The sequence below is a fragment of the Stappia indica genome, from assembly GCF_020177335.1.
Lineage (GTDB): Bacteria > Pseudomonadota > Alphaproteobacteria > Rhizobiales > Stappiaceae > Stappia > Stappia indica_B.
The window spans coordinates 203,418-225,001 of record NZ_JAIVMG010000005.1 but is presented as its reverse complement, the minus strand read 5'-3'; the positions used below and the strand labels follow the sequence as shown (position 1 = coordinate 225,001).

The window sequence follows — 21,584 nt, the reverse complement described above, 5'->3', positions numbered from 1 at the left end:
AACCGGATTTCAGCCATGGGGCTTCTCGACAAGGAAATCTCCCAGCGCCAGCGCATCGATCTCGGTGGACTGAAACAGGCGGATCGTTTCCGCCGGACGGAGGCAGATCGGCTCCTCCGGGCCGTTGAGCGAGGTGTTGATCGCGATGGGCGTGCCGGTCTTGCGATGAAGATGGGTCAGAAGGTCGTGAAAGCGGGGATTGGCGCTGCGCGTGACCAACTGCGGCCGGGCGGTGCCATCCACATGGGTGACGGCGGGAATGCGACGGCGCATCTCCGGTCTGACCAGCGCGGACACGATCATGAACGGGTTGGGCGTTCCGTCGAAATAGCTGCTGAAGTGCGTGTCCAGAACGCTCGGCGCCAGCGGCCGCCAGACCTCGCGCTGCTTGATCCGGTTGATGCGGGCAAGGGTCGCGCGCCGCGCCGGGTTGCCCAGAAGACTGCGTGCGCCGAGCGAACGCGGGCCGATTTCCGCCCGTCCCTGATGCCAAGCAAGGATGCCATCGCGGGCGATTACGTCTGCGGCTGCCTCGCACAGGGCGGGTGCGGCCAGTTCCCGGTAGGGCAGGCCGGAGGTGTCGAGCGCGGCGCGGATTTCCGTGCGCGTGCTCTCAAGCCCCCAATAGGCGTCACGCATCTCGCCGGGCTGGAAGGCGGTGCCGTAGAGCTCCCGTGCCTTGACCAGCGCTGCCCCATAGGCAACGCCGGAATCTGTTGAAGCCGGCTGCACGAAGAGCCTGTCGCAAAGGCCGGAGCGGGACAGGACGCCATTGGCCGAGCAATTCAGCGCCACGCCGCCGGACAGCGTCAGATCGCGCGATCCCGCCAGGCTGACAGCCCGTTCGGCGAGCGTCAGGATGGCGTCTTCAAGGGCGGCCTGGGCGGAGGCGGCGAAGTCCTGATACGCCATTACCTCTGCCGTCTCCCGCCGGCAATGCGGAAACGATTGCTCGCCGAAGAACGCCAGAAGGTCTTCTTCCCGGTTGTTGATGCCGGTCCGCCCGGGCGTTCGCGCATTGTGCCGCAGGGTCCAGAGCCGGCCGCTCTGGTTGCGGTCGGCCTCAAGCGGCATCGGCTGGCCGGGGGTGCCGTAGGAGGCAAGCCCCATCAGCTTGCCGGTCTGGAGGCGGGAGAAGCCGGCATAGAGCGCGGCGGCTTCATAAAAGAACCCGAGGGACTCCTCGACACCGTAGGACACGGGCAGCGAGAGCTCCTTGTTCTGACAGACGGCAAGGCTGGTCGAGGCGTCTTCGCCCATCGCATCCATCACCAGCCCCGCCGCCCGGTCGAAGCCGCTCGGGTAAAAGGCGCTGGCCGCATGGGCGAGATGATGTCGGACGGAGACCATCGGAGGAGGTGCGCCGCCGTCAAGAAGATCGGCGGGGAGAATGCGCTCGGGCCGGTCGAAGGGCAGCACCTTTCGCCTTTGCTCTGCGTCAAGGCAGAGCCAGCGTGCGAGCGCGTCGTGATCCGACCCTAGGGCAATGCAGTCGAGATCCGCCGGGCCGATGCCGGCAAACTCCAGACAGGCCCGCAGCGCCTCCGCAGGCGGCTCGTCGATCGCGTGTTTGGTGCGGGAGAGCCGTTCCTGCTCGACCCAGACGACCAGCCGGCCCTCGTGAAGCAGCACTGCGGACGCATCGTGGGCACCATGGTTTACCCCCGCAATCCAGCCCGTCCGTCCTGCCGCCACCTTGGATCCTCGTCTGGGACACTATGCACGCAATACTATCAAGGGTTTTTGGTTGTTCAAGTTCGGAAAATCTCTTTTTGATTGAGTTGGTGAGACGCTAGGGCGATCCGTTTCCGGCGCTCTGCTGCCCCTTGGGCAGATGAGATTGACTTTCAGAGTGAGTTGTTTCTTGATTGCGCGTATCGTTTTGGTTGTGTGTGGAGGTAATGATGTCCGGAGCGAGCGAATACGAGCGGGCCCGCCGGTTGGCCGATGATCTGGTCGACAAGCTGCCGCAGGCGATCGAGGCTTTGTCGGCCATTGCGAACGGCGTCGAAGCCAACGCGAAATCGGTGCCAGCCGGGATCGAGGCCATGCCCGGGATGGCCAATCTGGAAGCCGAGCCGGCTGTGCTTACTGGTGTGGAAACCGATCCGGCGGCGCTGGGCCTTGAAACCGCTCCGGGGCAGATGGCGGGGTTGGAAACCGGGCCGGTGCCCTCCGTCGGGGCTGTCCGTTCGGCGGAGGCCTTGATGGAGAATATGGAAGGCATCCTGCATTCGGTTGAATCCGGCCCGATTGCCAATGCCCTGAGGGATCTTGCGCTTTCCGCCGAACCGATGGCCCCAACGCTTGAGGGGGCACCGCAGATCGCCGAGAATATCGAGGGCGCGGCCCATGCGCTGGGCGCACTGGCGCAGTCGTTCGAGACGCTCCCCGCTGCGGGCGCCGAACTGGCCAGGACCCTTGAACAGGTGTCGAGCTATGCCGAGCTGATGGCGGATAGCGTCGAAGGCCGTTGACGACCGCATCGCTTGCCTCGCCCAGTCCCGATCCCCCCTCGCCGGACCGCGCGCCATCCTTGAGCGAGCGGTTCCGGGCCGTGGAAACGGGGCGCGTCGTGCTGTTCGACGCGCCGGCTCTGGCCATGGATCTGGATGTGGATTTGGCAAGGCTGACGCCAAAGGTCCGCGCCGGCTTTGTCGCGGCAATGCGCGCTTGGCTGTTGCAGGAAGCCGCGATCGTCTCGCAAGAGCAGCTTTCCCATGACACGGTGAACGCTGCCATCCCCGTCGGCGACCGGAAGCTTGAGGGGTTCCGGCCGCCGCGCTATGGCCGCGCCTGCTTTCGCCTTGTCGACGATCCGGTGCCCGGCTGGGCGCGGTCGAACCTGCCACATCTGGCGGGTGCGAGCGTGGTCGAGCCACGCCCGGACAAGGTGTGGCTCGATATCAAGGGTGTCGGCGTGGGGCCCGGCTGCACGCCGCAGCGGCGCGCCTATTCCAACGGGTTGATGAGCCTGTCCGAGGCCTTTGAGGAGTATCTGTGGTCGCGCCTTGTCGGCGCGGTGTTCCACCACTGCGAGGCGCCCTGCGCCAGCCTGCCGATCTACGCGATCATCGATCTTGGCTTTGCAATCCTGGACGAAACCGGCGCACGCTTGCCGGCGGCGGTCTGCGTGCGGCGTGGGCATCTGCGCTCCTGGGTCTCGGATCTGCCGATTGCCCGCTCGGAGGAGCAGCGCGCTTGTCTGAGCGTGGAGCTGATGCTGCGCCGCTTCGGCCTGACCAGCTCGGCGGATGACCCGATCCGCCTCGACAGGAAGCCCGACGGTGTCTGGCTGAGCGACTGCCCGGGTCTGAAGGCGCCGGCGCGGGTACCGGAGGCGCTGCTCGCCGGTTTCGAGGGACGCCGGTTTCCCATTGAGGTGGAGGGGGTGAACATTCAGATCGCCCGGTCGGGACGCAGCAGCGGCCTGGAAGTGGTTGACTTCGGCCATTTCAAGACCCGCAAACGGTTCGAGCGGCCGCTGGTCAGCACGGTGGCGAATTGGCCGGGAGCTTTCGGCGGGGTGCTCTGGCCGGAGGACGCAGGCTTTCCGCAGCCTGACCCGGGGCTTGTGCCGGTGGGAGATTGCTGGGGATGGAGACAGCATCCCGAAAGGGGAGAGGTGCGGGGCACCGCGCTCGTGGCCGACCGGCTGGCGCAAAAGGCGCAATCGGCGGCAGCAGCGGGTGAAACCCTGAAGGCGGAGGTCGATGCCCTGATCGACCGGGCCGCTTCTGGCTGGAAGGAGGAGGGCGGGCGGTGAAGGCCGGCTTTCAGGACAAGGCCGGGACGCCCCCCGATATCCTGAAAGCCGACATCATCTGTTTGGCGCTGGATCAGAACGCGAAGCCGAGCTTGGCGTTGAGGCTGTGGCTCTGCGCATCACCGGCGATTTGCCCATTGTAGGACAGCCCCAGCACGGCGCCGGCCTCAAGGCCAAGGTTCAACCCGGCCTCAATGATGGCCGCGTCGGTGGCGAGCGGAACCCCGGTCACGGTGAAGGCACTGCCGCCGACAAGCGCGTGGGTGGCGTCGGGGGTGATGTCGCCGAAGGCGTGCTGCCAGCCGCCCATGCCGTGCAGCACACCGCTGAGGCCGCCAAGGCGAATATCCCGTCTGGCACGCAGGCCGAGCGTGGTGAAGGTGACATCGGTGGTCTGACGCCCTGCCACCAGCGCCGCCGCGCCGCCCTTTTCGGTATAGCCGCCGGTCGAATGGCTGACATGCGCCAGGCTGACGAATGGATCGAGGGTCACCGCTTTCGTTTCGACCCGGTAGCCCAATTCACCGAAGGCTTGCGCGGTGCCTGCGTGATACTTGCCCGAAAGCGTGTCGCGGAAGCCGCTGAAGGCAACGGTGCGGGTGGTTCCGATGTCATGCCAGGAGTAGGCAACACCGGCGCTCAGGCCGACCGCGCCCCATTGCCGCCCGCCGTAAAAACCGAGGTGGAAGTTGTCGCTGCTGCCGGAGGAGGCGCGTTCATCCACCTGGAAAGACGAGTGACTGTAGCCGGCCATCAGGCCGAGGCGCCAGTCTCCGGCCATCGCATCGGCGCCCACGAGCAGGCCGCCGCTGGAGTGCGTGCTGCCGGCCGCGTTGCCGTTGCCGGAGATGTTGTTCCAGGAGCCGAAGCCGGCGCCCCAGAGCGCCACTGGCGTGGAGCGGTCCGTTCCGACCGGCGCGGCGGCTGCGGCCTCCTCGAAGGCAACGCGCACCCGGTTGGTGGCCAGGTCGCGGATCAGGCGGCTGTCGGTGATGAAGCCGGTCTTCGCCGAGGCGTGGATTTCGCCGGAGATGGCATCGAAGGCCCGGGGGGCTTCGGTGGTGCTCAGCCCGACGATCGCCTTGACGAGGTCGTTGGTCGGGTCGAGGCTTTCGGCGCCCTGGGCCGCGTGCCGCTGATTGGGCGTGTCGGCGAGGCTGGCGAAATCCGTGTCGTTGCGCACAAGGGTGAGATGAACGGCGTTGGGATCATAGGAAAGCGAAGCGTTGAGGAAGGCGAAGTTGTCCGTCACCGTGTCGAAGGTGCCGGTGACACCGCCGGTCCCGGTCAGGATGGTGTAGGTGGTGCTTGGATCGTAGGTCGATCCGTCATCCAGGCCGTTTTCGGCACGGACATTGACCGTGCCGCCATTGATGGTCACCTGGCCGGTCGCGGCGATCAGGTCGCTGTGTCCGGCGCTGTCGACCTCCACCTCATAGGCCGAGCCGCTCTCAAAGGTCAGGTCGCCGGCCACGTTCTGTGTGCTGATGGAATTGCCCGGCCGCAAGATGCCCCCGGAGCCAACGGTGACTGTGCCCACCGTGCCCGAGCCGCCCAGCGCGCCGCCGTTCAGAACATCCAGCGTGCCGCCCAGCGCGCCGCTGCCGCCAACCCCGACGATCAGCGTGCCGCCAGAAACTTCAGTGGTCCCGTTGAAGCCGGAGTTGTCTCCGGTCAGGGTCAGCGTGCCGGCGCCGGTCTTGTGAAACCCGCCGGGGCCGGTGAAGGTGCCCGCCAGCGTGGTGTTGGCACCATTGCCACCAGCTGTCAGCGTGTTGCCCTGAAGCTCGATACTGGTCCCGGCAAGGCCGCTCAGGGAGCCAATGGTCTCGCTGCTTATGAGCCGTAGCACGCCGCCCTGGAGGACCACCGCGCCGGTGTCGGCGATCGCCTGACCGTTGGTCAGCACCAGCGTGCCGGCTTCAACCACCGTAGCCCCGGTGTAGGTATTGGCGCCGCTCAGCGTCAGCTTGCCGCTGCCTTGCTTGGTCAAGCCGCCGACGCCGTCAAGAACCGCGCTGCTGTAGACCGAAAAGCCCTGGGTGTCGATGAAGCCGCCTCCGGCGGCAAGGGTGATGTCGCCGGCATCGAAGGCGGCAAACAGATTGGTCTGATTGTCGGTCAGGCGCAGAATGCCGCCATCGAAGATGAAATTGCCGTCGCCAGAGCGTTCGGAGACCTGATTGGTTTCCAAGACACCGCGCGCGCCCGGCGTCCCGCTGAGGATCACCGTGCCGCTGGCGGCGCTGAAGCTGCCGACAACTGTGGTGTCCGACGACACCCGGGCACCATCGGCGATGGTGAGGGTGCCTTGCCCGGCAAAGCCGACGGCGAGTTCGCCTGCAACGTCCCAGAGCGACCCAGAACCGGTCACCAGGACGGTGCCGGTGCCGGTTCCTTCATCGCCGAGCATGGCGCGGGTGCTGCTGACCGTTCCGCCATCCTCAATGACCATGGCACCGGTGCCCATGCGGCCGACCTGCAATTCGCCCGTGACCGTCCAGCGCGATCCGCTGCCGGAGACCAGGACCTGGCCGGTGCCAGTGCTGGAATAGCCGATGTGGCTGTTCTGGCTCTCGACCAGACCGCCATTCTGGATGGTCAGCGTGCCTGCGCCGAAGCCGCCGACATTCAGGATACCGCCACTGCTCCAGCGCGAGCCGGCATCCGTCACCAACACCGCGCCGGTTGCTCCCGTGCCCCAGCCGATCTGACCGTTGTAGGCGTCAACCGTGCCGCCATTGCGAATGACGAGGGAAGCGTTGTCGCCACTGCTTACTGCGACGTAGACGTGCCCGGAGGCGTGGTCGATGCTGCCGCCGTCGACCTCCAGGGTGCCGCCGTACACCGTGGTGCCCCCCGCGTAGCTGTTGTCGCCGGTCAGGGTCAGCGTGCCGGACCCGGATTTGAGCACACCGCCCAAGCCCTGGAGACCGTGGGAGGTTTTGACCGAAAATCCTTGCGTGTCGATATACGCGTTGTTGTAGCCGATCGTGATGTCGCCGGGGTCGAAGCCGGCGAACAGATCCGTCTGATCGCCAGTGAGGCGGAGGATGCCGCCGTCAAAGCGGAGCGTGCCGCTGCCCGCGCCCACGCTGACCTGACCGGTTTCCAGAGCGCCGCGCTGGGAAACCGTGCCTGTGAGCCGAAGCGTTCCATCCCCGCCCGGGTTTGCACCCAGCAGAACCTCGCTGGCGCTGACGACGCCGCCATTCTGGATGTACAATCCGCTGGTCAGGGTCTCGCTGACGGTCAGGCTGCCCGGGATTGTCCAGGGACTTGGCCGGGTGCCGGTGCCGCCGCCATCGACGGTTTCATAAGACCCGTTGATGACCTCCTGAGCCCATCCGGAAGAGGCGGGACACATCAATGCCGCGGCCAACAACGCGGTGCTGGCACGCAGCCAGGTCTTTCTCGCCTCCATCGTCTTCCGCGCGGTGCAGGGTCTCGACGGCATCACTGATTTCATGGGGGACGTCTCTGGCTATTCAAATGATCAAGGGTCCGGAGATCCGCGGATCCGGAGATTGGCCGAACGGTAAAAGTCCGCTATTGGAATAGCCATCTGATTTTTTTATCATTTTGACGGGGAGTTATCATTTGTCATGACGCGCGGTGACGAGGTGTGCAAAACAGCGGGCAAGGGTGGGGGCACGGCGGAGCGCATGGATCAAGGCGTTGACGCGCCGGAATGGCGCATGGTCGGTGGCAACGCCATTGCCATTCCCGGCGCCCAGGGACGGGTCGAACGGCTCGTCTTCGACAAGGGCGTTGCCATCTACCGCTCGGAGATCGAAGCGGTCGCCGATTGTCGCTTCACCGTCCCCAACCAGTTGCCGCAGCCCTGGCTCGGCTTTTCAGTGCAACTGGCCGGGTCCGCCGCGCTGAGCACCCTTGGCGGCAAGACCTGCGCCATGGCGGAAGACACTTTGGCGCTGATGCGGGTGGGCCCTTCCGGGTTCGTGCTGGACCTGCCCGCCGGAATGTTGATCCGGCATACCGGCGTGGCGGTGTCCTTGCGCATCCTGAAGCAGCAACTGAACGGAACCATGCCGCTGCGGCTCGCCCCCTTCATGGAGCGCGGCAAGACGCTGGAGCGGTTCGAGACCTTGCCGTTGCCAGCCAGCGTCAAGACACTGGCGACGGATCTTTTTGGCCCCAGCCTCGACGGGCCGCTGCGGGCGATGACCATCGAGGGGCTGGGCAAACAACTGTTCAGCCAGGCGCTTCGCGCGTTTTGCGAGCACAATCCGGTCGGGCAGCCCTTCACCGCCTGGGAGCTGATGCGCTTCGACGAGATGTTGGCGCATATCCGCGACCATCTCGATGACACTCTCGCCGGCCGCACCTTCGCCGCCCAGGCGGGGTTGAAGCTGGCGCGGGTGGAGCAGATGTTCAAGGCGCTGCGCGGTGTCAGCCTGGCGGCCTTCGTGCGCGGCGAGCGGCTGCGGGCCGCCCGGCGCCTGTTGCATGAGGAGAAGCTGCCCGTCAGCGAAGTGGCGATCCGGCTCGGCTACCGGCATGTGGCCAATTTCTCGCGCGCCTATCGCGCGCAGTTCGGCGAGGCGCCGGCCACCACCTTGCATCGGCCGCGCAACAGGACGCCGCAACGGCGGTAGGTGTGCGTGCTGATGGCGCGGGCCTTGCGCCATCGGTAGCCGCGATCAACGCGCGTGCCTAGAACTCGCGCACGAAATGATCCTCGGACACGGCGTGCATCCGGGTGGCCGGATGGGTCCAGTCGAGGGCGCGCACCGGGCTCATCAATTCGTCGGTGATCAGGCCGCCGCGCTCGCGCCGCGTCTCCGGGTTGGGGATCGGCACCGCCTCGATCAGCTTTTTCGTGTAGGGGTGTTGCGGATCGCGCAGGATCTTGTCCCTGGGGCCGGTCTCGACGATCTCGCCCAGCAGCATCACGGCGATGCGGTGGCTGACCCGCTCCACCACGGCGATGTCGTGGCTGATGAACAGATAGGCCAGATCCAGTTCCCGCTGGAGGTCGAGCATCAGGTTCACCACCTGTGCCTTGATCGAGGCATCGAGGGCGGAGACCGATTCATCGGCGACGATCAGGCTGGGGTTGAGGGCAAGGCTGCGGGCGATGCAGATACGCTGGCGCTGCCCGCCGGAAAACTCGTGCGGGAAGCGGAGGGCGTGCTCCTCGTCCAGCCCGACCAGACGCAGAAGCTCGGTGACGCGCTCGCCGATCCGCGCGCTGTCCATCAGCCCATGCACATGCATCGGTTCGGCGATGGCGGCGCCGACCGCCTTGCGCGGGTTGAGCGAGCCGTAAGGGTCCTGAAAGATCATCTGCATCCGCCGGCGCGCCTGACGCAGCTCGGCGTGGCTGGCCGCCATCAGGTCCTGCCCCTCGAACAGGATTTCGCCGGCCACCGGTTCGATCAACCGCAGGATCGAGCGTCCGGTGGTCGACTTGCCGCAGCCGGATTCGCCGACAAGGGCGAGGGTTTCACCGGCGGCGAGCGACAGGGACACATTCTCCACCGCATGGACATTGCCGACCGGGCGGTTCAGGAGCCCGCCGCGCACGGCAAAGCGCGTGGTCAGGTTGCGAACCTCCAGAATGGTCTTGCCCCGGTGATCGGCCTCGTTGTCCGGCTCCGGGCCGGTGCCGTTGCTGTCGAGCGTGGGGAAGCGCCGCGGCGTCTGCGTGTCGCCCAGCCCGCCGAGCTTCGGCACGGCGCCGAGCAGCATCCGGGTGTAATTGTGCTTTGGCGCGGCGAAGAGCTCGCGCACCGGCGCTTCCTCGACCTTGTCGCCGCGCAGCATGACCACGACCCGGTCGGAAATCTCGGCGACCACGCCCATGTCATGGGTGATGAACATCACCGCCATGCCGATCTCTTTTTGAAGCTCGCGGATCAGCTCCAGGATCTGCGCCTGGATCGTTACGTCGAGCGCCGTGGTCGGCTCGTCGGCGATCAGAAGCTTGGGCTGGCAGGCGAGTGCCATGGCGATCATCGCCCGCTGGCGCATGCCGCCGGAAAAGCTGTGCGGGTACTCGTCGATCCGCCGCCGCGCGTCGGGAATGCGCACCAGATCGAACAGCCGCAGAACCTCCCGGTCCGCCTCGGCGGCGCTCATGCCGCGATGCCGGCGCAGCACCTCGCCGACCTGAAAGCCGATCTTCAGCACCGGGTTGAGGCTGGTCATCGGCTCCTGGAAGATCATGCCGATATCGCCGCCGCGCACATCGCGCATTGCCGGCTCGTCGAGGCCGAGAAGGTCAACGCCATCAAGGGTGATCGCTCCTTCGATCCGGCCGTGGCTCTGTTGCACCAGCCGCATGATCGACAGGGCGGTGACCGATTTGCCGGACCCGGATTCGCCGACGATGGCGACGGTCTCGCCCCGGTCGACGGTGAAGCTGACGTCCCGCACCACCGGAACCCAGTCGCCATCGACCCGGAAGGAGGTGGTCAGATTGTCTACCGAAAGGATGGGATGGGTCATTGTTCCCCCTTCAGCCGGGGATCGACCGCATCGCGCAGGCCATCGCCCAGAAGGTTCAAGGAAAAGACGACGATCAGGATCGCGAGCGAGGGGAAAAGGGCCAGCCAGAAACTGTCGAGAATGTTCTCGAAGCCCTCGCGGATCATGCCGCCCCAGGTGGCGGTCGGCGGGTTGACGCCAAGGCCGATGAAGGCGAGCGACGCCTCCACCCGGATGGCGGTCGCCAGCCAAAGGGAGCCCATCACCAGCACCTCAGGTGCGATGTTGGGCAGGATATGCCCGAACATCAGCCGCGGATGCGAGTAGCCGAGCGCATGGCCCGCCTCGATGAACTCGCGGTTCTTGACCGCAATGGTCGGCGCCCGGGCGATCCGCGAAAACGGCGGAATGGCGGTCAGGGCGATGGCGATCACCAGATTGGCGACCGACGGGCCGAGCATGGCGACGACGATCAGGCCGAGGATCAGCGACGGGAAGGCGAGCAGCACATCCATCACCTGCATGATGAGAAGATCCGTCCGGCCGCCGAAATAGCCGGCGATCATGCCGATCAATGTGCCGATGACCATGGCCGATCCGATCGCCATCAGGCCGATGGTGAGGGAGATCCGCGCGCCCCAGAGAATGCGCGAGAGCGTGTCGCGGCCGTAATAATCGGTGCCGAGCCAATGCGCCGCCGAGGGCGGTTTGAGGCGGTTGAGGATGTTCTGGTCGAGCGGGTCATAAGGAGCGATGACCGGCGCCAGCAGGGCGAGCAGTGCGACGATCAGGAACACTGCCAGCCCGATCCAGGAGGTCTTGTTGGCGTTGAATGCCTTGAACAAGCCTGCGGCGAGAGAGGCGAGCGCGATCCGGAGATAGGCCGACCGCGACAGGCGGGGAGAGTGCGAGGGCGACGTCATGCGTATTTGATCCTCGGGTCGATCAGGCCGTAGGTCAGGTCGGTGACAAGGTTCACCAGGACGACGATCAGCGTGTAGATCACCATCATGCCCTGCAGCATGGTGTAGTCGCGCTGGTTGAGCGCGCCGACGATCAGCTTGCCGAGGCCGGGACGGTTGAAGACGATTTCGGTCAGCACCGAATTGCCGATCAGGATGCCGAGGTAGAGACCGACCACGGTGACCACCGGGATCAGCGCGTTCCGGAGGCAGTGGCGCCAGACGATGACGGCGAACACCAGCCCCTTGGCATGGGCGGTGCGCACATAGTCCTGGTTAAGCACCTCCAGCATGGCCGAGCGGGTCACCCGGGTGATGTAGGCGGCCATGATCAGCCCCAGATTGATCGCCGGAAGGGCCAGATCGCGCAGCCGGTCGGCAAGGCTGCCGCCCTGACCGGAGCTGATCACCGGGAACCAGCGGAGCTGGATGGAGAAGAACAGCAGCAGCAGCACCGCCGAGACAAAGGCGGGAAAGGACAGGCCAAGCAGCGAGCCGATGCGGGCGAGGTAGTCCGGCAGCTTGTTGCGCCGCACCGCCGACCAGACGCCGATGGGGATGCCGACCACGACGCCGAGGATCAGCGAGGCGATGGTCAGCTCCAGCGTTGCCGGCAGAACCTTGATGATCTCCTCGATCACCGGTCGGCCGGACACCATGGAGATGCCCCAGTCACCGACCAGAACCCCGCCGAGAAACGCCACATATTGCTGATAAAGCGGAACATCCAGCCCCAGCCGGACCCTGAGGGCCTCCAGCGCGGCCTGGCTGGCCTGGTCGCCAAGGATTGCCAGCGCCGGATCGCCGGGCAGCACCCGGACGATGAAGAAGACGATGGTCAGAACGGCAAAGAGCGTGATCGCGGCAAAGCCGAGCCGCTTCAGGATAAATGCTGTCATGGGTAAGCGCGCCCCTGTCGCGTGCGGCGGACCCTGTCGCCAGGACGAAAGGTCCGCCGCACGGCGGATGAGTGCCGCCCCCGGAAGGGCGATGCGTCGTCACATGCCGGGGCCGCCGTGTCGCGACCCCGGCGCCGGCCATGCGCGGTCCGATTACTCGGAGAAGGCGGCTTGCTCGGTGACGGGCGGGCTGAGGTTCAGCGATCCGTTGACGGTGACGCCGAGGTCGAGCGTGTCCTTCCAGGCCCAGAGCTGCATGCTCTGCACCACCGGAACGGCACAGACCTCGTCCATGATCTTCTGCTGGGCGGTGGCCCACAGGGCGAGCTGCTTGGCCGGATCGGTTTCGACGCGGGCCGCCGCGATCTCCGCATCGGCAACAGCGCAATGCGAGAAGTTGGCAATGGCCGTCTCGGTGCCGACCGTGGCATCCGAATGGAAGAACTGGGAGAGGTAGACGTCGGCCACCGGGAACCGGGCCGCCGCATAGTGGGTGACCTGGCTCATGTCCTTGCGGATCTGCTCATGGAAGGTGGCGTGTTCGACGGTCTCGATCTCCAGGGTGATGCCGGCTTCGCGCAAGAGCGCCTGGACCGCTTCCATGGTCGAGAGCATGCCGGGCAGGGTGGTGTGGATCGCCTTGATCGTCACCCCGTCCGGATGACCGGCTTCGGCCAGCAGCGCCTTGGCCTTGTCGATGGAATACTCATAGGTCGGCACGTCGGCGGTGAAGCCAAGATGGCCCTCCGGCACCGGCGAAAGCGCGGCCAGCGTGACGTCCGGTCCCTTGAACTGCACCATCGCATCCCGGTTGATGGCATGGGCGACGGCCCGGCGCACCCGCACATCGTCCAGCGGCGGCATGGTCATGTTGAGATGGATGACGGACATTTCGCCCGGCTTCATCACCGTGACCTTGGTGCCGGGGACTTTCTGGATCCGCTCGACCCAGGTCTGTTCCTGTTTGCCGTAGATCATGTCGATCTCGCCGGCCTGGAAGGCAAGGTCGCGCGAGGAATCGGAGGGAATGTAGCGGTAGTAGATTTCCTTGATCTTCGGCTCGCCGCGATAATACTCCGGATTGGCGACCAGCTTGACGTATTGCTGCGGCTGATACTCGGCGAACATGAAGGGACCGGTGCCGATCGGCGTGCGCTGATACTCCTCGCCAAGCGCCTCGACCGCATCCTTGCAGACGATGTTGCCGCCGTGATAGGGCACCAGCAGGCCAAGCAGGCTCGGCACGGTGTTCTTCAGCTTGATCGTCACCTCGAGCGGACCGGTCGCCTCGATGCTGTCAAAGGCGGTGTAGTCCTTGGCGAAGGCGGAGACCTCCGGATTGGCCGACCGTTTCAGCGAATAGACCACATCCTCCGCATCGATCTTGCCGTAGTCACCGTGGCATTCCACGTCGTCGCGCAGGGAAAAGGTCCAGGTCAGCCCGTCGTCGGAGGTGGTCCAGCTCTTGGCGATGTCCGGCTCGATGAACTCCGGGCTGGCTTCGCCCGGCTTGATCCGCACCAGGCCGCTGAACATCCAGTGCAATAGCCCCTTGTCCGGGGTCGAGGTGGCAACATGCGGGTCGAGCTTGCCGGCGTCGGCGCTGCCCATGCCCACATTCAGCGTGGTGCCGGCGGCAAAGGCATTGCCCGCCACCAGCAGTCCCGCCAGCGCAATTCCCATCCTTGCTTTCATGTTTTCGTCCTCTGGTCGGTTGGTTCTTTTTTTATGGATGACCCAGGTTCACGCCGTTCCCTATTGTCTGGGTTCTAAAGCGTGTCCTCCAGCCGGCAATTCACCAGCATTTCCGCCATGGCTGCCGTATTCGGCAGGGCCAGTGCCAGGGCGGTTATTTCCGCGAAATCCTCCGGGTCGATCATCGCCTCGCGGCTGATCTTGGTGACCCCGTCGGTCAGGTCGGTGGCAACGAAGCTCGGGCAGATCGCCGTGGCGCGCACGCCATGATCCCAGCCGATGCGGCGGGTGCCATGGGTCAGCGCCATCACCGCGTGCTTGGTCATGTTGTAGGCGATGTTCTCGTTGCGCACCCTCTTGCCGGAGAGCGAGGCGACGTTGATCACCCGGCCATTGCCGGCCGCCTTCAGATGCGGCAGGCAGATCCGGGTCAGGAACAGCGGCCCCTTGACGTTGATCGCCCAGAGCGCATCCAGCTCCGCTTCCTCGCCTTCCTCGATCGAGAATGTGTTGGAGGTGCCGGCATTGTTGACCAGCCCGTCGAGCCGGCCGAACCGGTCGAGCGTGGCGCCGAGCCAGGCTTCGTGGCTGGCCCGGTCGGCCGCGTCATAGCGTGCGCACAGAAGCTTGTCCCCCCCGGGTGCCCCTTTCAGGCCGGCTTGCACCCGTTCCGGGTCTCGCGCGCCGGCGCTGACAGCATAGCCCTTGGCAAGAAGCGTTCGGGCAATGGCGAGACCGATCCCCCGGCTCGCTCCGGAAACCATGATGACGCGACCTTCGGGGTTGAGCAATGGGCTCTCCTTATCCGTGCAGGGTGAGGGGGGCAGTGGCGACGGCGCCATCGGCGAACCGGTCGAAGCGGAAGGAGGCAAGCCGGTCGTCCGGTTCCTCCCCAATGGCGAGCCGCGCGGCCATCGGCCCCGTCACCGGGCCGATGCCGAAGCCGTGCCCGGAGAAGCCAGCGGCGACGACGAGATTTTCAACCCCCGGCACCCGGTCGATGACGGGAAGGGCGTCCGGCGTGAGGTCGAGGGCGCCGGCCCAGACGTCTTCCAGCTCCGCCTCGGCAAAGGCCGGAAGCACGCGGCGCACCTTGTCGATGGTCGCCTGAACCGAACGTATGCGGGGGCGGATGGCCGGAACGCCGGCGCGCTCGACCAGGCCGCCGGCCCAGTCCTCCGCGCCGCTCGTCACCCGCAATCGTCCGGTGAGTTCCTGCCGGGCCGCCATATCCGCATTGGCAACGCCGAGCACCGGGGCGAGAAGGGGAGCGATGGGCGCGCTTCTGAGCACCGTGACCATCGGTCGGCGCAAGGGGAGGCGCACGCCGAGCGGAGCCAGAAGGTCGTTCGCCAGGAAGCCGGCGGCAAGCAGCACCGCTCCGGGGGCAAGCGCGCGCCGGTCGGTGACGACACGGGTGATGCGCCCGCCTTGGGTCTCGAAATGGCGGACGGTCTCGCCGAAGGACAGCACCGCGCCTTGATCGCCGGCCCGCCGGGCATAGGCGGAGACGGTGGCGACCGGGTCCGCATGCCCATCGGTCAGGCAGAAGGACGCTGCGATCACCTCGTCGGACAGGGGCGGGGCGATCTCGCGGATCGCGGCGAGGTCCGCAAGATAGCGCAGATCGAGGCCTGCGGCAGACTGGTCGGCGACCAGCGCCCGGATGGTCTCGGCCTCTGCCGCATTGCGTGCCAGCCGCAGATTGCCGGAGCGGCGATAGCCGGTCTCCGCGCCGAGCCGTTCGTCGAGCTCCGGCCACAGGGCGACGGCGCTACGCGCCAGCGGCAGTTCCGCCGGGTGGCGCCCAGACTGGCGCACCCCGGCCAGCGTCCAGCCAGAGGCCATCGCCGCCGGGCCATAGCGGTCGATCAGTTCGACCCTTGCGCCGCTTTCCGCCAGCTCCAGCGCCGCAGCGGTCCCGGTGATCCCGGCGCCGATGACGAGCACATCCGGTGCGGGGAGGGGCGCGCCGGTCATGCGGCAACCTTCCTGCCGAAGCGGGCGAGGGCGAAGGGGGCCATGTCGACCAGCGGTTCTTGACCCTCGATGTGCTGGACAACGAGCTTGGCCACCCCGGGGCCGATGCCGAAGCCATGGCCGGAGAGCCCGGTGGCGATCACCAGTCCGGGCCAGCCGGCCGGCTCGTCGATCACCGGGATCTCGTCGGGCATCACGTCGATGAAGCTGCCCCAGGTCTCCGCGACCTCGATGCCCTCAAGCCGGGGATGCAGCGCCTTGGCGGCGGCCAGCACGGAGGCCAGCAGCGCCTGATCCGGTGCCGGATCGAGCACCCGGACCTGTTCAAACGGGGTGACCTCGTCGGCCTGCCAGCGGTGCCGTCCGAGCGGGCCGAAGAACTCGCCGCCAACGCGGATCTTCAGGATGCGCCAGCGGTCGGCGATCACCGGCAGGAAGGCGCGCAGGTGCCGAAAGGCGGCGGGGATGATCTGGAATTCCGCCGCGCCCGAGCGGGCGATGGTGTAGCCGCCATCGGCCCGCCGCCGCAGCGACGCCTTGGTCGCCCCCACGGTGCCGGCGATGATTTCCGGCGCCGGCGCGGTGCGCAGCACCGAGGATTTGATCGCCAGTTGCGGCAGGAAAATATCAAGGTTTTCCAGAAAGGTCCGCGACCAGGCGCCGCCGGCGAGAACCACTGTCTCGCAGGCGATCTCGCCCCGCTCGGTGACGACACTGCTGACCCGTCCGCCCAGGCGCTCCACCGACCGCACCGCGCAGCCTTCCAGGATCACCGCGCCGCAGCGCGCGGCAAGGCGCGCCATCGCCGGAACCGCAAGCGCCGGCTCGGCGGTCGCGTCGGAGGGCGTGTGCAGGGCGCCGGCGAAGCGGCGGTCGTCGCGCTTCAGAAGATCGTCGGTCTCTCGGGGGGAAAGCAGTCGCGCGCCATGATCGAAGGCGGCGTTTTCCGTCAGCCAGGCCTCGTGCCGGGCAAGCTCGGCCGCGTTACCGGCGAGATAGGTGGTGCCGCGAATGCCATAGCCGATGTCCTCGCCGAGCCGGGGGGCGATCTCGCGCCACAGCCTGGCGCTCTCGATCATCAGTTGCAGCTCGCGGGAATCGCGTCCCGCCTTGCGGATCCAGCCCCAGTTTCGCGAGGACTGCTCGGCCGCAATCCGGCCCTTTTCGCACAGGACGACCGGAATGCCTTTTTCGGCAAGATAAAGCGCCGTGCAGACGCCGACGATTCCGCCGCCAATAATGACGACCTGGCTCTTTTCCGGCAGCGCCGACCGCTCTTCCATCCCGCTCACAGTGCTCTCCCGACATGTGTCAGCTTGTCACAGTGGGCAGGCTGTGGATATAACGCAAATACCGTTTCCTTCGTTACACATACGGAAATGTTATAGCGAAAATGCTGTCGCAACGTTCACTCGAGGCGTTTCAGGCCGTCATGCGCACCGGCACGGTCTCCGCAGCCGCCGAGGAATTGGCGGTCTCTCAGCCGGCGGTCAGCCGCTTGATCCGCGACCTTGAGGAGCGGCTTGAGTTGTCCTTGTTTCGCCGCTACGGCGGCCGTGTCGTCGCCACCCGCGAGGCGCACGAACTCTGGACCGAGGTCGAGCGCAGCTTCGTCGGCCTGACCCAGATCGAACGGGCGGCGGCACAGATCAAGCAGGGGCACCGGGCGACCCTGACGATTGCCGCGGCACCGGCCATCGCCCAGTCCGCGCTTCCCGAGGTGGTCGCCTTGATGCTGGCGGAACGGCCGGAATTTCGCGCCGAGTTCCTGTCGATGACGACCCTGCCAGTGGTGCGGCAGGTGGCACTGCGCCAGTGTCAGATCGGCTTTGGCATTCCGAGCCAGCACAAGTTCGAAATCGACGTGATCCGCAGCGGATCCGTGCCCTTCCGCTTTATTGCCCCGCCGGATCATCCGCTGGGCGCGCGGCAGGTGATCCGCCTGCGCGATCTGTCAGGGCTCGATTTCGTCGGCTTCGTCGATTCCACCATGTCCGGGCGGACCTTCGACCGGCTGTTCGCCAAGATGCGCCACCCGCCACTGCCGAAGATGAAATCCTACCTGTCGCATATCGTCTCCGCGCTGGTGCTGCGCGGCATCGGCGTTGGCATCATCGATGCCTTCACCGCCGAAGATCACGCGCGCATGGGCGGCATTGTCCGGCCGATCGAGGTCATTGAGCGCTTCGAGTATTCGATCATCAAGCCCCTTGGCGACAAGCTGAGCGGCGAATGTGCCGCACTGGTCGAGACCTTCGAACGCTACGTGGAGCGCTATCAGGACGCCTAAGGAGCTAGGGGCAGCAGGGGGCGCCGGAAACCAAAAAAGCCAGCGCCGGAGCGCTGACCTTATCTGGTGCATATCTCAGCTTGTTAACGGCTGGACTGCGTTTTCTGAACGCAACCAATATTGTACATGGCGTCGTTTTTGTCAATCCTGCCGTGAGCAATCTGGGGGATGGGATGACGAAAATTACCACTCTGGGCCTCGACCTTGGAACCAACTCGCTGGGCTGGTGCCTGATCGAAACCACGGGCGAGCCCGGCGCGCGGGAGGAGGGGCGCATTGTCGACATCGGCGTGCGGATCTTCTCGCAGGCGGAAATGGCTGGCCGTGACCCGCAGTCGAAGGCCTCGCTGGCGGTGGCCCGGCGCGAGGCGCGCGGCATGCGCCGCCGCCGCGACCGCTATCTGAAGCGCCGCGCCCGGTTGCTTGACCTTCTGACCGAAAGCGGCCTGATGCCGGCGGAGCCCGAGGCGCGGGCTCGGTTGCTGAAGGAGACCTCCGACGGCAAGGGCGGCGATCTGGACGCCTCCGTCCATGCCTTGCGCGCCCGCGCGCTCGACCATGCCTTGACGCCGCATGAGCTGGGGCGGGTGCTGTTTCAGCTCAATCAGCGGCGCGGCTTCAAGTCCAACCGCAAGACCGACAGCAACGATGCGGAGCAGGGCAAGATCGCCGCCGCCGTGACCCGTCTGGAAGAGCGGATGCTGGAGGACCAGGCCCGCAGCTTCGGCGAATGGCTCGACATGCGCCGCCGCGCCGGCCTGTCCGTGCGCGCCCGCATGACCGCCGACGGCAAGGGCTATGATTTCTACCCCTCGCGCGCCGTTCTGGAGCGGGAGTTCGACCGCATCTGCGACCGGCAGCGGCTGTTTCACGCCGACCTTCTCACCGAGGGGCTGGTGGCGGAGCTGCGCGAGGTGATCTTCCACCAGCGGCCCTTGCGGCCGGTGATCCCGGGCAGATGCTCCTACAACCCGGCGGAAAGCCGCCTGCCGAAGGCGCATCCGCTGTTTCAGGCCTTCCGGCTGATGAAGGAGGTCAACGAGCTGGAAATCGTCGGCGAGGACCAGAAACACCGGAAGCTGACGCCCGAGCAGCGCGACGCGCTGGTCCTGCTGCTGCGCACCGGCCTCAACAAACAGGGCAATGCGCCCTTTTCCAAGCTGCGGCGCCAGTTGAAGCTCGGCAAGGAGGTCCGCTTCAACAAGGAAAGCGACAACCGCTAGGGCCTTGATGGCGATGTGGTGTATTTCCGCCTGTCGCGGCCGGAGTGTTTCGGCAATGACTGGAGCGCGCTGCCGATGGCCCGCCAGGCGGAGATCACGGAACGGCTGCGCACCGCGAGCGACCGGGATGAGCTGATCGTCTGGCTGCGCACCGACTGCGGTCTTGCCGCTGATAACGCCCGCGCTGTTGCCGATACCGTTGTGCCGGAGGGCTTCGGTCGGCTGGGCGAGACCGCGCTGTCCTCACTGCTCGACGAAATGACCCGAGGCGTGGACGACAACGGCTTCGTCATCACCGAGGCGGAGGCGGCGATCCGGGTCTATGGCCGCACCAACTCGCAAGGCGATCCCAACCGCGAGGCGGAGGAGGATTTGCCGAAGTATCAGCAGATCCTGGAGCGGCACATTCCCCCCGGCACCGGCGGCAAGGCCGACCCCAAGGCCCCGGAATGGGACGAGGTGATGGGCCGCATCACCAATCCGACGGTGCATATTGCCCTCAACCAACTGCGCCGCGTGGTCAATGGCGTCATCGCCAAGCATGGCCGCCCGAACCGCATCGCCATCGAGCTGGGGCGCGAGTTGAAGCTGAACGAGCAGAAGCGGCAGGAGGTCAACAAGCGGATCGGCGCGAATACCAGGGCGGCGAAGGAGCGGTCCGAGAAGCTGATCGAAACCCACAAGCAGCCCGATACCGGCTACAACCGCTTGCGGCTGAAGCTCTGGGAAGAGCTCAACCCCCAACCGGTCAACCGGGTCTGCATCTATTGCGGCAAGCCGATCAGCGGCAACATGCTGTTCAATGGCGAGGCCGATGTGGATCATATCCTGCCCTATTCCAAAACCCTGGATGACGGCGAGGGCAACAAACTGCTCTGCTGCCAGCCCTGCAACCGGGAAAAGCGCAACCGCGCGCCGGCGGAGGTGCCGCAGTGGCGGGGCCGCTATGACGAGATCCTCGCCCGCGCCACCACCTTGCCGAAAAACAAGCAATGGCGCTTCGCCGAGGATGCCATGACACGCCATGGCGAGGAGGAGGGCTTCCTCGCCCGGCAGGTGACCGACATGCAATACATGTCGCGGTTGGCGCTCACCTATCTGGCGGCGCTCTACCCGGCGGAGGAAGCGGGCATTGACGGGGTGTTCCGTCAGCACAGCCGGGTACGGGCGCTGCCCGGGCGCATGACCGAGATGCTGCGCCGCAACTGGGGCCTCAACGATCTTCTCTACGACCACAATCACGCCGAGGTGGTGAAATCCAAGAACCGGCTCGACCATCGCCACCATGCCATCGATGCGGCGGTGATCGCTTGCACCTCGCGGGCGTTGATCCAGAAGCTGGCCTCGGCCTCCGCCCGGGCGGAAACTGAGGGGGCGGAGCGGGTTGCCCGCGAGGTCCGGCCGCCCTGGCCGACCTTCCGTGACGAGCTGCGCGAGAAGGTGCGCGCCACCACCGTCAGCCACAAGCCCGATCATGGCACCGTGTCGCGCGGCGGCTATGCCAACGGGCGCGGCCAGACCGCCGGCAAGCTGCACAACGACACCGCCTATGGCTACACCGGCGAAAAAGACGCCAAGGGGAACGATCTGGTGGTGCGGCGGGTGCCGCTGTCGCATTTCAAGAAGCCGGCGGACCTGATGGCGATCCGCGGCAACGCCCATGGTCATTCGGAATTGCGCGACCGGCTGTGGGAGGCAACGCGCGACACCGAAGGCAAGGCCTTCGAGGCGGCGGTGCAGCGGTTCATCGAGAAAGACGACAAATTCGCCGGCATCCGCCATGTGCGGGTGGTCGAGCCGCTGAAAACGATCCCGATCCGCGATGCCAATGGCCGTGCCTACAAGGGCTACAAGGGCGACAGCAATCACCGCTACGACGTCTGGCAGTTGCTTGATGGCAAATGGAAGGCGGAGGTGGTCTCCACCTTCGATGCGCACCAGCCGGGGTGGTGTTCGCCCTTGCGTGCCGAGCACCCGACGGCGAAGAAGGTTTTCAGCCTGCAGCAGGGTGACTGCGTGGCGCTGGAGGGCGAGGACGGGCGCCGGCTCTGCCGCGTGGTGAAATTCGCCGAGAGTGGTCAGTTGATACTTTGCGATCATCACGAGGCGGGTGCTCTGAAGAGCCGTGATGCCGACAAGCAGGACCCGTTCAAATATATCTCTCGCGGGGCCTCGACCCTGCGCCGGGACCGGGCGCGCCAGGTGCGCATCGATGAAATCGGCCAGGTGTTCGACCCGGGCGCATGGTGGGAGAAGGCGCCGGATTAACCACGGATTAACCTTGCGCGCGCGGCAGGTCGCATCTGGTGGTAGTAT

The 21,584-nt window shown here is 66.1% G+C and carries 13 protein-coding genes and 1 pseudogene; 5 read left to right on the top strand and 9 right to left on the bottom strand.

The window, feature by feature from the left end; genetic code table 11:
* Positions 1-9: 9 nt before the first annotated feature.
* On the bottom strand, positions 10-1,632 hold the full coding sequence (locus LC062_RS09395; protein ID WP_224910774.1) for a carbamoyltransferase family protein: 1,623 nt from the start codon (positions 1,630-1,632) through the stop codon (positions 10-12).
* A 272-nt stretch (positions 1,633-1,904) separates the two neighbouring features.
* On the opposite strand from LC062_RS09395, the gene LC062_RS09390 reads away from it, so the two are divergent.
* Complete coding sequence (locus LC062_RS09390) at positions 1,905-2,477, top strand: hypothetical protein (RefSeq protein WP_224910773.1); 573 nt, start codon at positions 1,905-1,907, stop codon at positions 2,475-2,477.
* A 59-nt stretch (positions 2,478-2,536) separates the two neighbouring features.
* Positions 2,537-3,766 (top strand): hypothetical protein, encoded by a 1,230-nt coding sequence (locus LC062_RS09385; RefSeq protein WP_224910772.1) that lies wholly within the window; start codon positions 2,537-2,539, stop codon positions 3,764-3,766.
* 73 nt (positions 3,767-3,839) lie between these two features.
* On the opposite strand, the gene LC062_RS09380 is transcribed toward LC062_RS09385, so the two are convergent.
* Entirely contained in the window at positions 3,840-7,223 is a 3,384-nt protein-coding gene (locus LC062_RS09380; protein ID WP_224910771.1) for an autotransporter domain-containing protein, read from the bottom strand.
* 208 nt (positions 7,224-7,431) lie between these two features.
* Between LC062_RS09380 and LC062_RS09375 the strand changes: the two genes are divergently transcribed.
* On the top strand, positions 7,432-8,385 hold the full coding sequence (locus LC062_RS09375) for a helix-turn-helix transcriptional regulator (RefSeq protein WP_224910770.1): 954 nt from the start codon (positions 7,432-7,434) through the stop codon (positions 8,383-8,385).
* A 58-nt stretch (positions 8,386-8,443) separates the two neighbouring features.
* Here LC062_RS09375 and LC062_RS09370 read toward each other — a convergent pair whose 3' ends face one another.
* From LC062_RS09370 to LC062_RS09340, 7 genes are all read right to left on the bottom strand, one after another.
* Positions 8,444-10,240: an ABC transporter ATP-binding protein gene (locus LC062_RS09370; protein ID WP_224910769.1), complete on the bottom strand. Its 1,797-nt coding sequence runs from the start codon at positions 10,238-10,240 to the stop codon at positions 8,444-8,446.
* Complete coding sequence (locus tag LC062_RS09365; RefSeq protein ID WP_224910768.1) at positions 10,237-11,142, bottom strand: ABC transporter permease; 906 nt, start codon at positions 11,140-11,142, stop codon at positions 10,237-10,239. Before LC062_RS09365 ends, LC062_RS09370 begins: the two co-directional genes overlap by 4 nt.
* Positions 11,139-12,080: an ABC transporter permease gene (locus LC062_RS09360; RefSeq protein WP_224910767.1), complete on the bottom strand. Its 942-nt coding sequence runs from the start codon at positions 12,078-12,080 to the stop codon at positions 11,139-11,141. Before LC062_RS09360 ends, LC062_RS09365 begins: the two co-directional genes overlap by 4 nt.
* Before the next feature lie 153 nt (positions 12,081-12,233).
* Positions 12,234-13,775, bottom strand: coding sequence for an ABC transporter substrate-binding protein (locus LC062_RS09355; RefSeq protein WP_224910766.1), 1,542 nt, complete (start codon positions 13,773-13,775; stop codon positions 12,234-12,236).
* Between the two features lie 74 nt (positions 13,776-13,849).
* On the bottom strand, positions 13,850-14,566 hold the full coding sequence (locus LC062_RS09350; RefSeq protein WP_224910765.1) for an SDR family NAD(P)-dependent oxidoreductase: 717 nt from the start codon (positions 14,564-14,566) through the stop codon (positions 13,850-13,852).
* 10 nt (positions 14,567-14,576) lie between these two features.
* Positions 14,577-15,755 carry an NAD(P)/FAD-dependent oxidoreductase gene (locus LC062_RS09345; protein WP_224910764.1) on the bottom strand — a complete coding sequence of 393 codons (1,179 nt, stop codon included), beginning with the start codon at positions 15,753-15,755 and terminating at the stop codon, positions 14,577-14,579.
* Positions 15,752-17,038, bottom strand: coding sequence for an NAD(P)/FAD-dependent oxidoreductase (locus LC062_RS09340; RefSeq protein ID WP_224910832.1), 1,287 nt, complete (start codon positions 17,036-17,038; stop codon positions 15,752-15,754). Before LC062_RS09340 ends, LC062_RS09345 begins: the two co-directional genes overlap by 4 nt.
* A gap of 110 nt (positions 17,039-17,148) precedes the next feature.
* On the opposite strand from LC062_RS09340, the gene LC062_RS09335 reads away from it, so the two are divergent.
* Together LC062_RS09335 and cas9 are read left to right on the top strand one after the other, a co-directional pair.
* A complete protein-coding gene (locus LC062_RS09335) occupies positions 17,149-18,045 on the top strand; it encodes a LysR family transcriptional regulator (RefSeq protein ID WP_224910763.1) in 897 nt (298 codons plus the stop codon).
* Between the two features lie 173 nt (positions 18,046-18,218).
* Positions 18,219-21,536: pseudogene (cas9, locus tag LC062_RS09325) on the top strand (type II CRISPR RNA-guided endonuclease Cas9).
* The last annotated feature ends 48 nt before the right edge of the window (positions 21,537-21,584 follow it).

Coding starts and splice junctions, on each gene's coding strand:
- LC062_RS09370 (WP_224910769.1), bottom strand. CDS start 10,240: ATGACCCATCCCATCCTTTCGGTAGACAATCTGACCACCTCCTTCCGG.
- LC062_RS09380 (WP_224910771.1), bottom strand. CDS start 7,223: ATGCCGTCGAGACCCTGCACCGCGCGGAAGACGATGGAGGCGAGAAAG.
- LC062_RS09345 (WP_224910764.1), bottom strand. CDS start 15,755: ATGACCGGCGCGCCCCTCCCCGCACCGGATGTGCTCGTCATCGGCGCC.
- LC062_RS09365 (WP_224910768.1), bottom strand. CDS start 11,142: ATGACGTCGCCCTCGCACTCTCCCCGCCTGTCGCGGTCGGCCTATCTC.
- LC062_RS09390 (WP_224910773.1), top strand. CDS start 1,905: ATGTCCGGAGCGAGCGAATACGAGCGGGCCCGCCGGTTGGCCGATGAT.
- LC062_RS09375 (WP_224910770.1), top strand. CDS start 7,432: ATGGATCAAGGCGTTGACGCGCCGGAATGGCGCATGGTCGGTGGCAAC.
- LC062_RS09335 (WP_224910763.1), top strand. CDS start 17,149: ATGCTGTCGCAACGTTCACTCGAGGCGTTTCAGGCCGTCATGCGCACC.
- LC062_RS09340 (WP_224910832.1), bottom strand. CDS start 17,038: ATGGAAGAGCGGTCGGCGCTGCCGGAAAAGAGCCAGGTCGTCATTATT.
- LC062_RS09360 (WP_224910767.1), bottom strand. CDS start 12,080: ATGACAGCATTTATCCTGAAGCGGCTCGGCTTTGCCGCGATCACGCTC.
- LC062_RS09355 (WP_224910766.1), bottom strand. CDS start 13,775: ATGAAAGCAAGGATGGGAATTGCGCTGGCGGGACTGCTGGTGGCGGGC.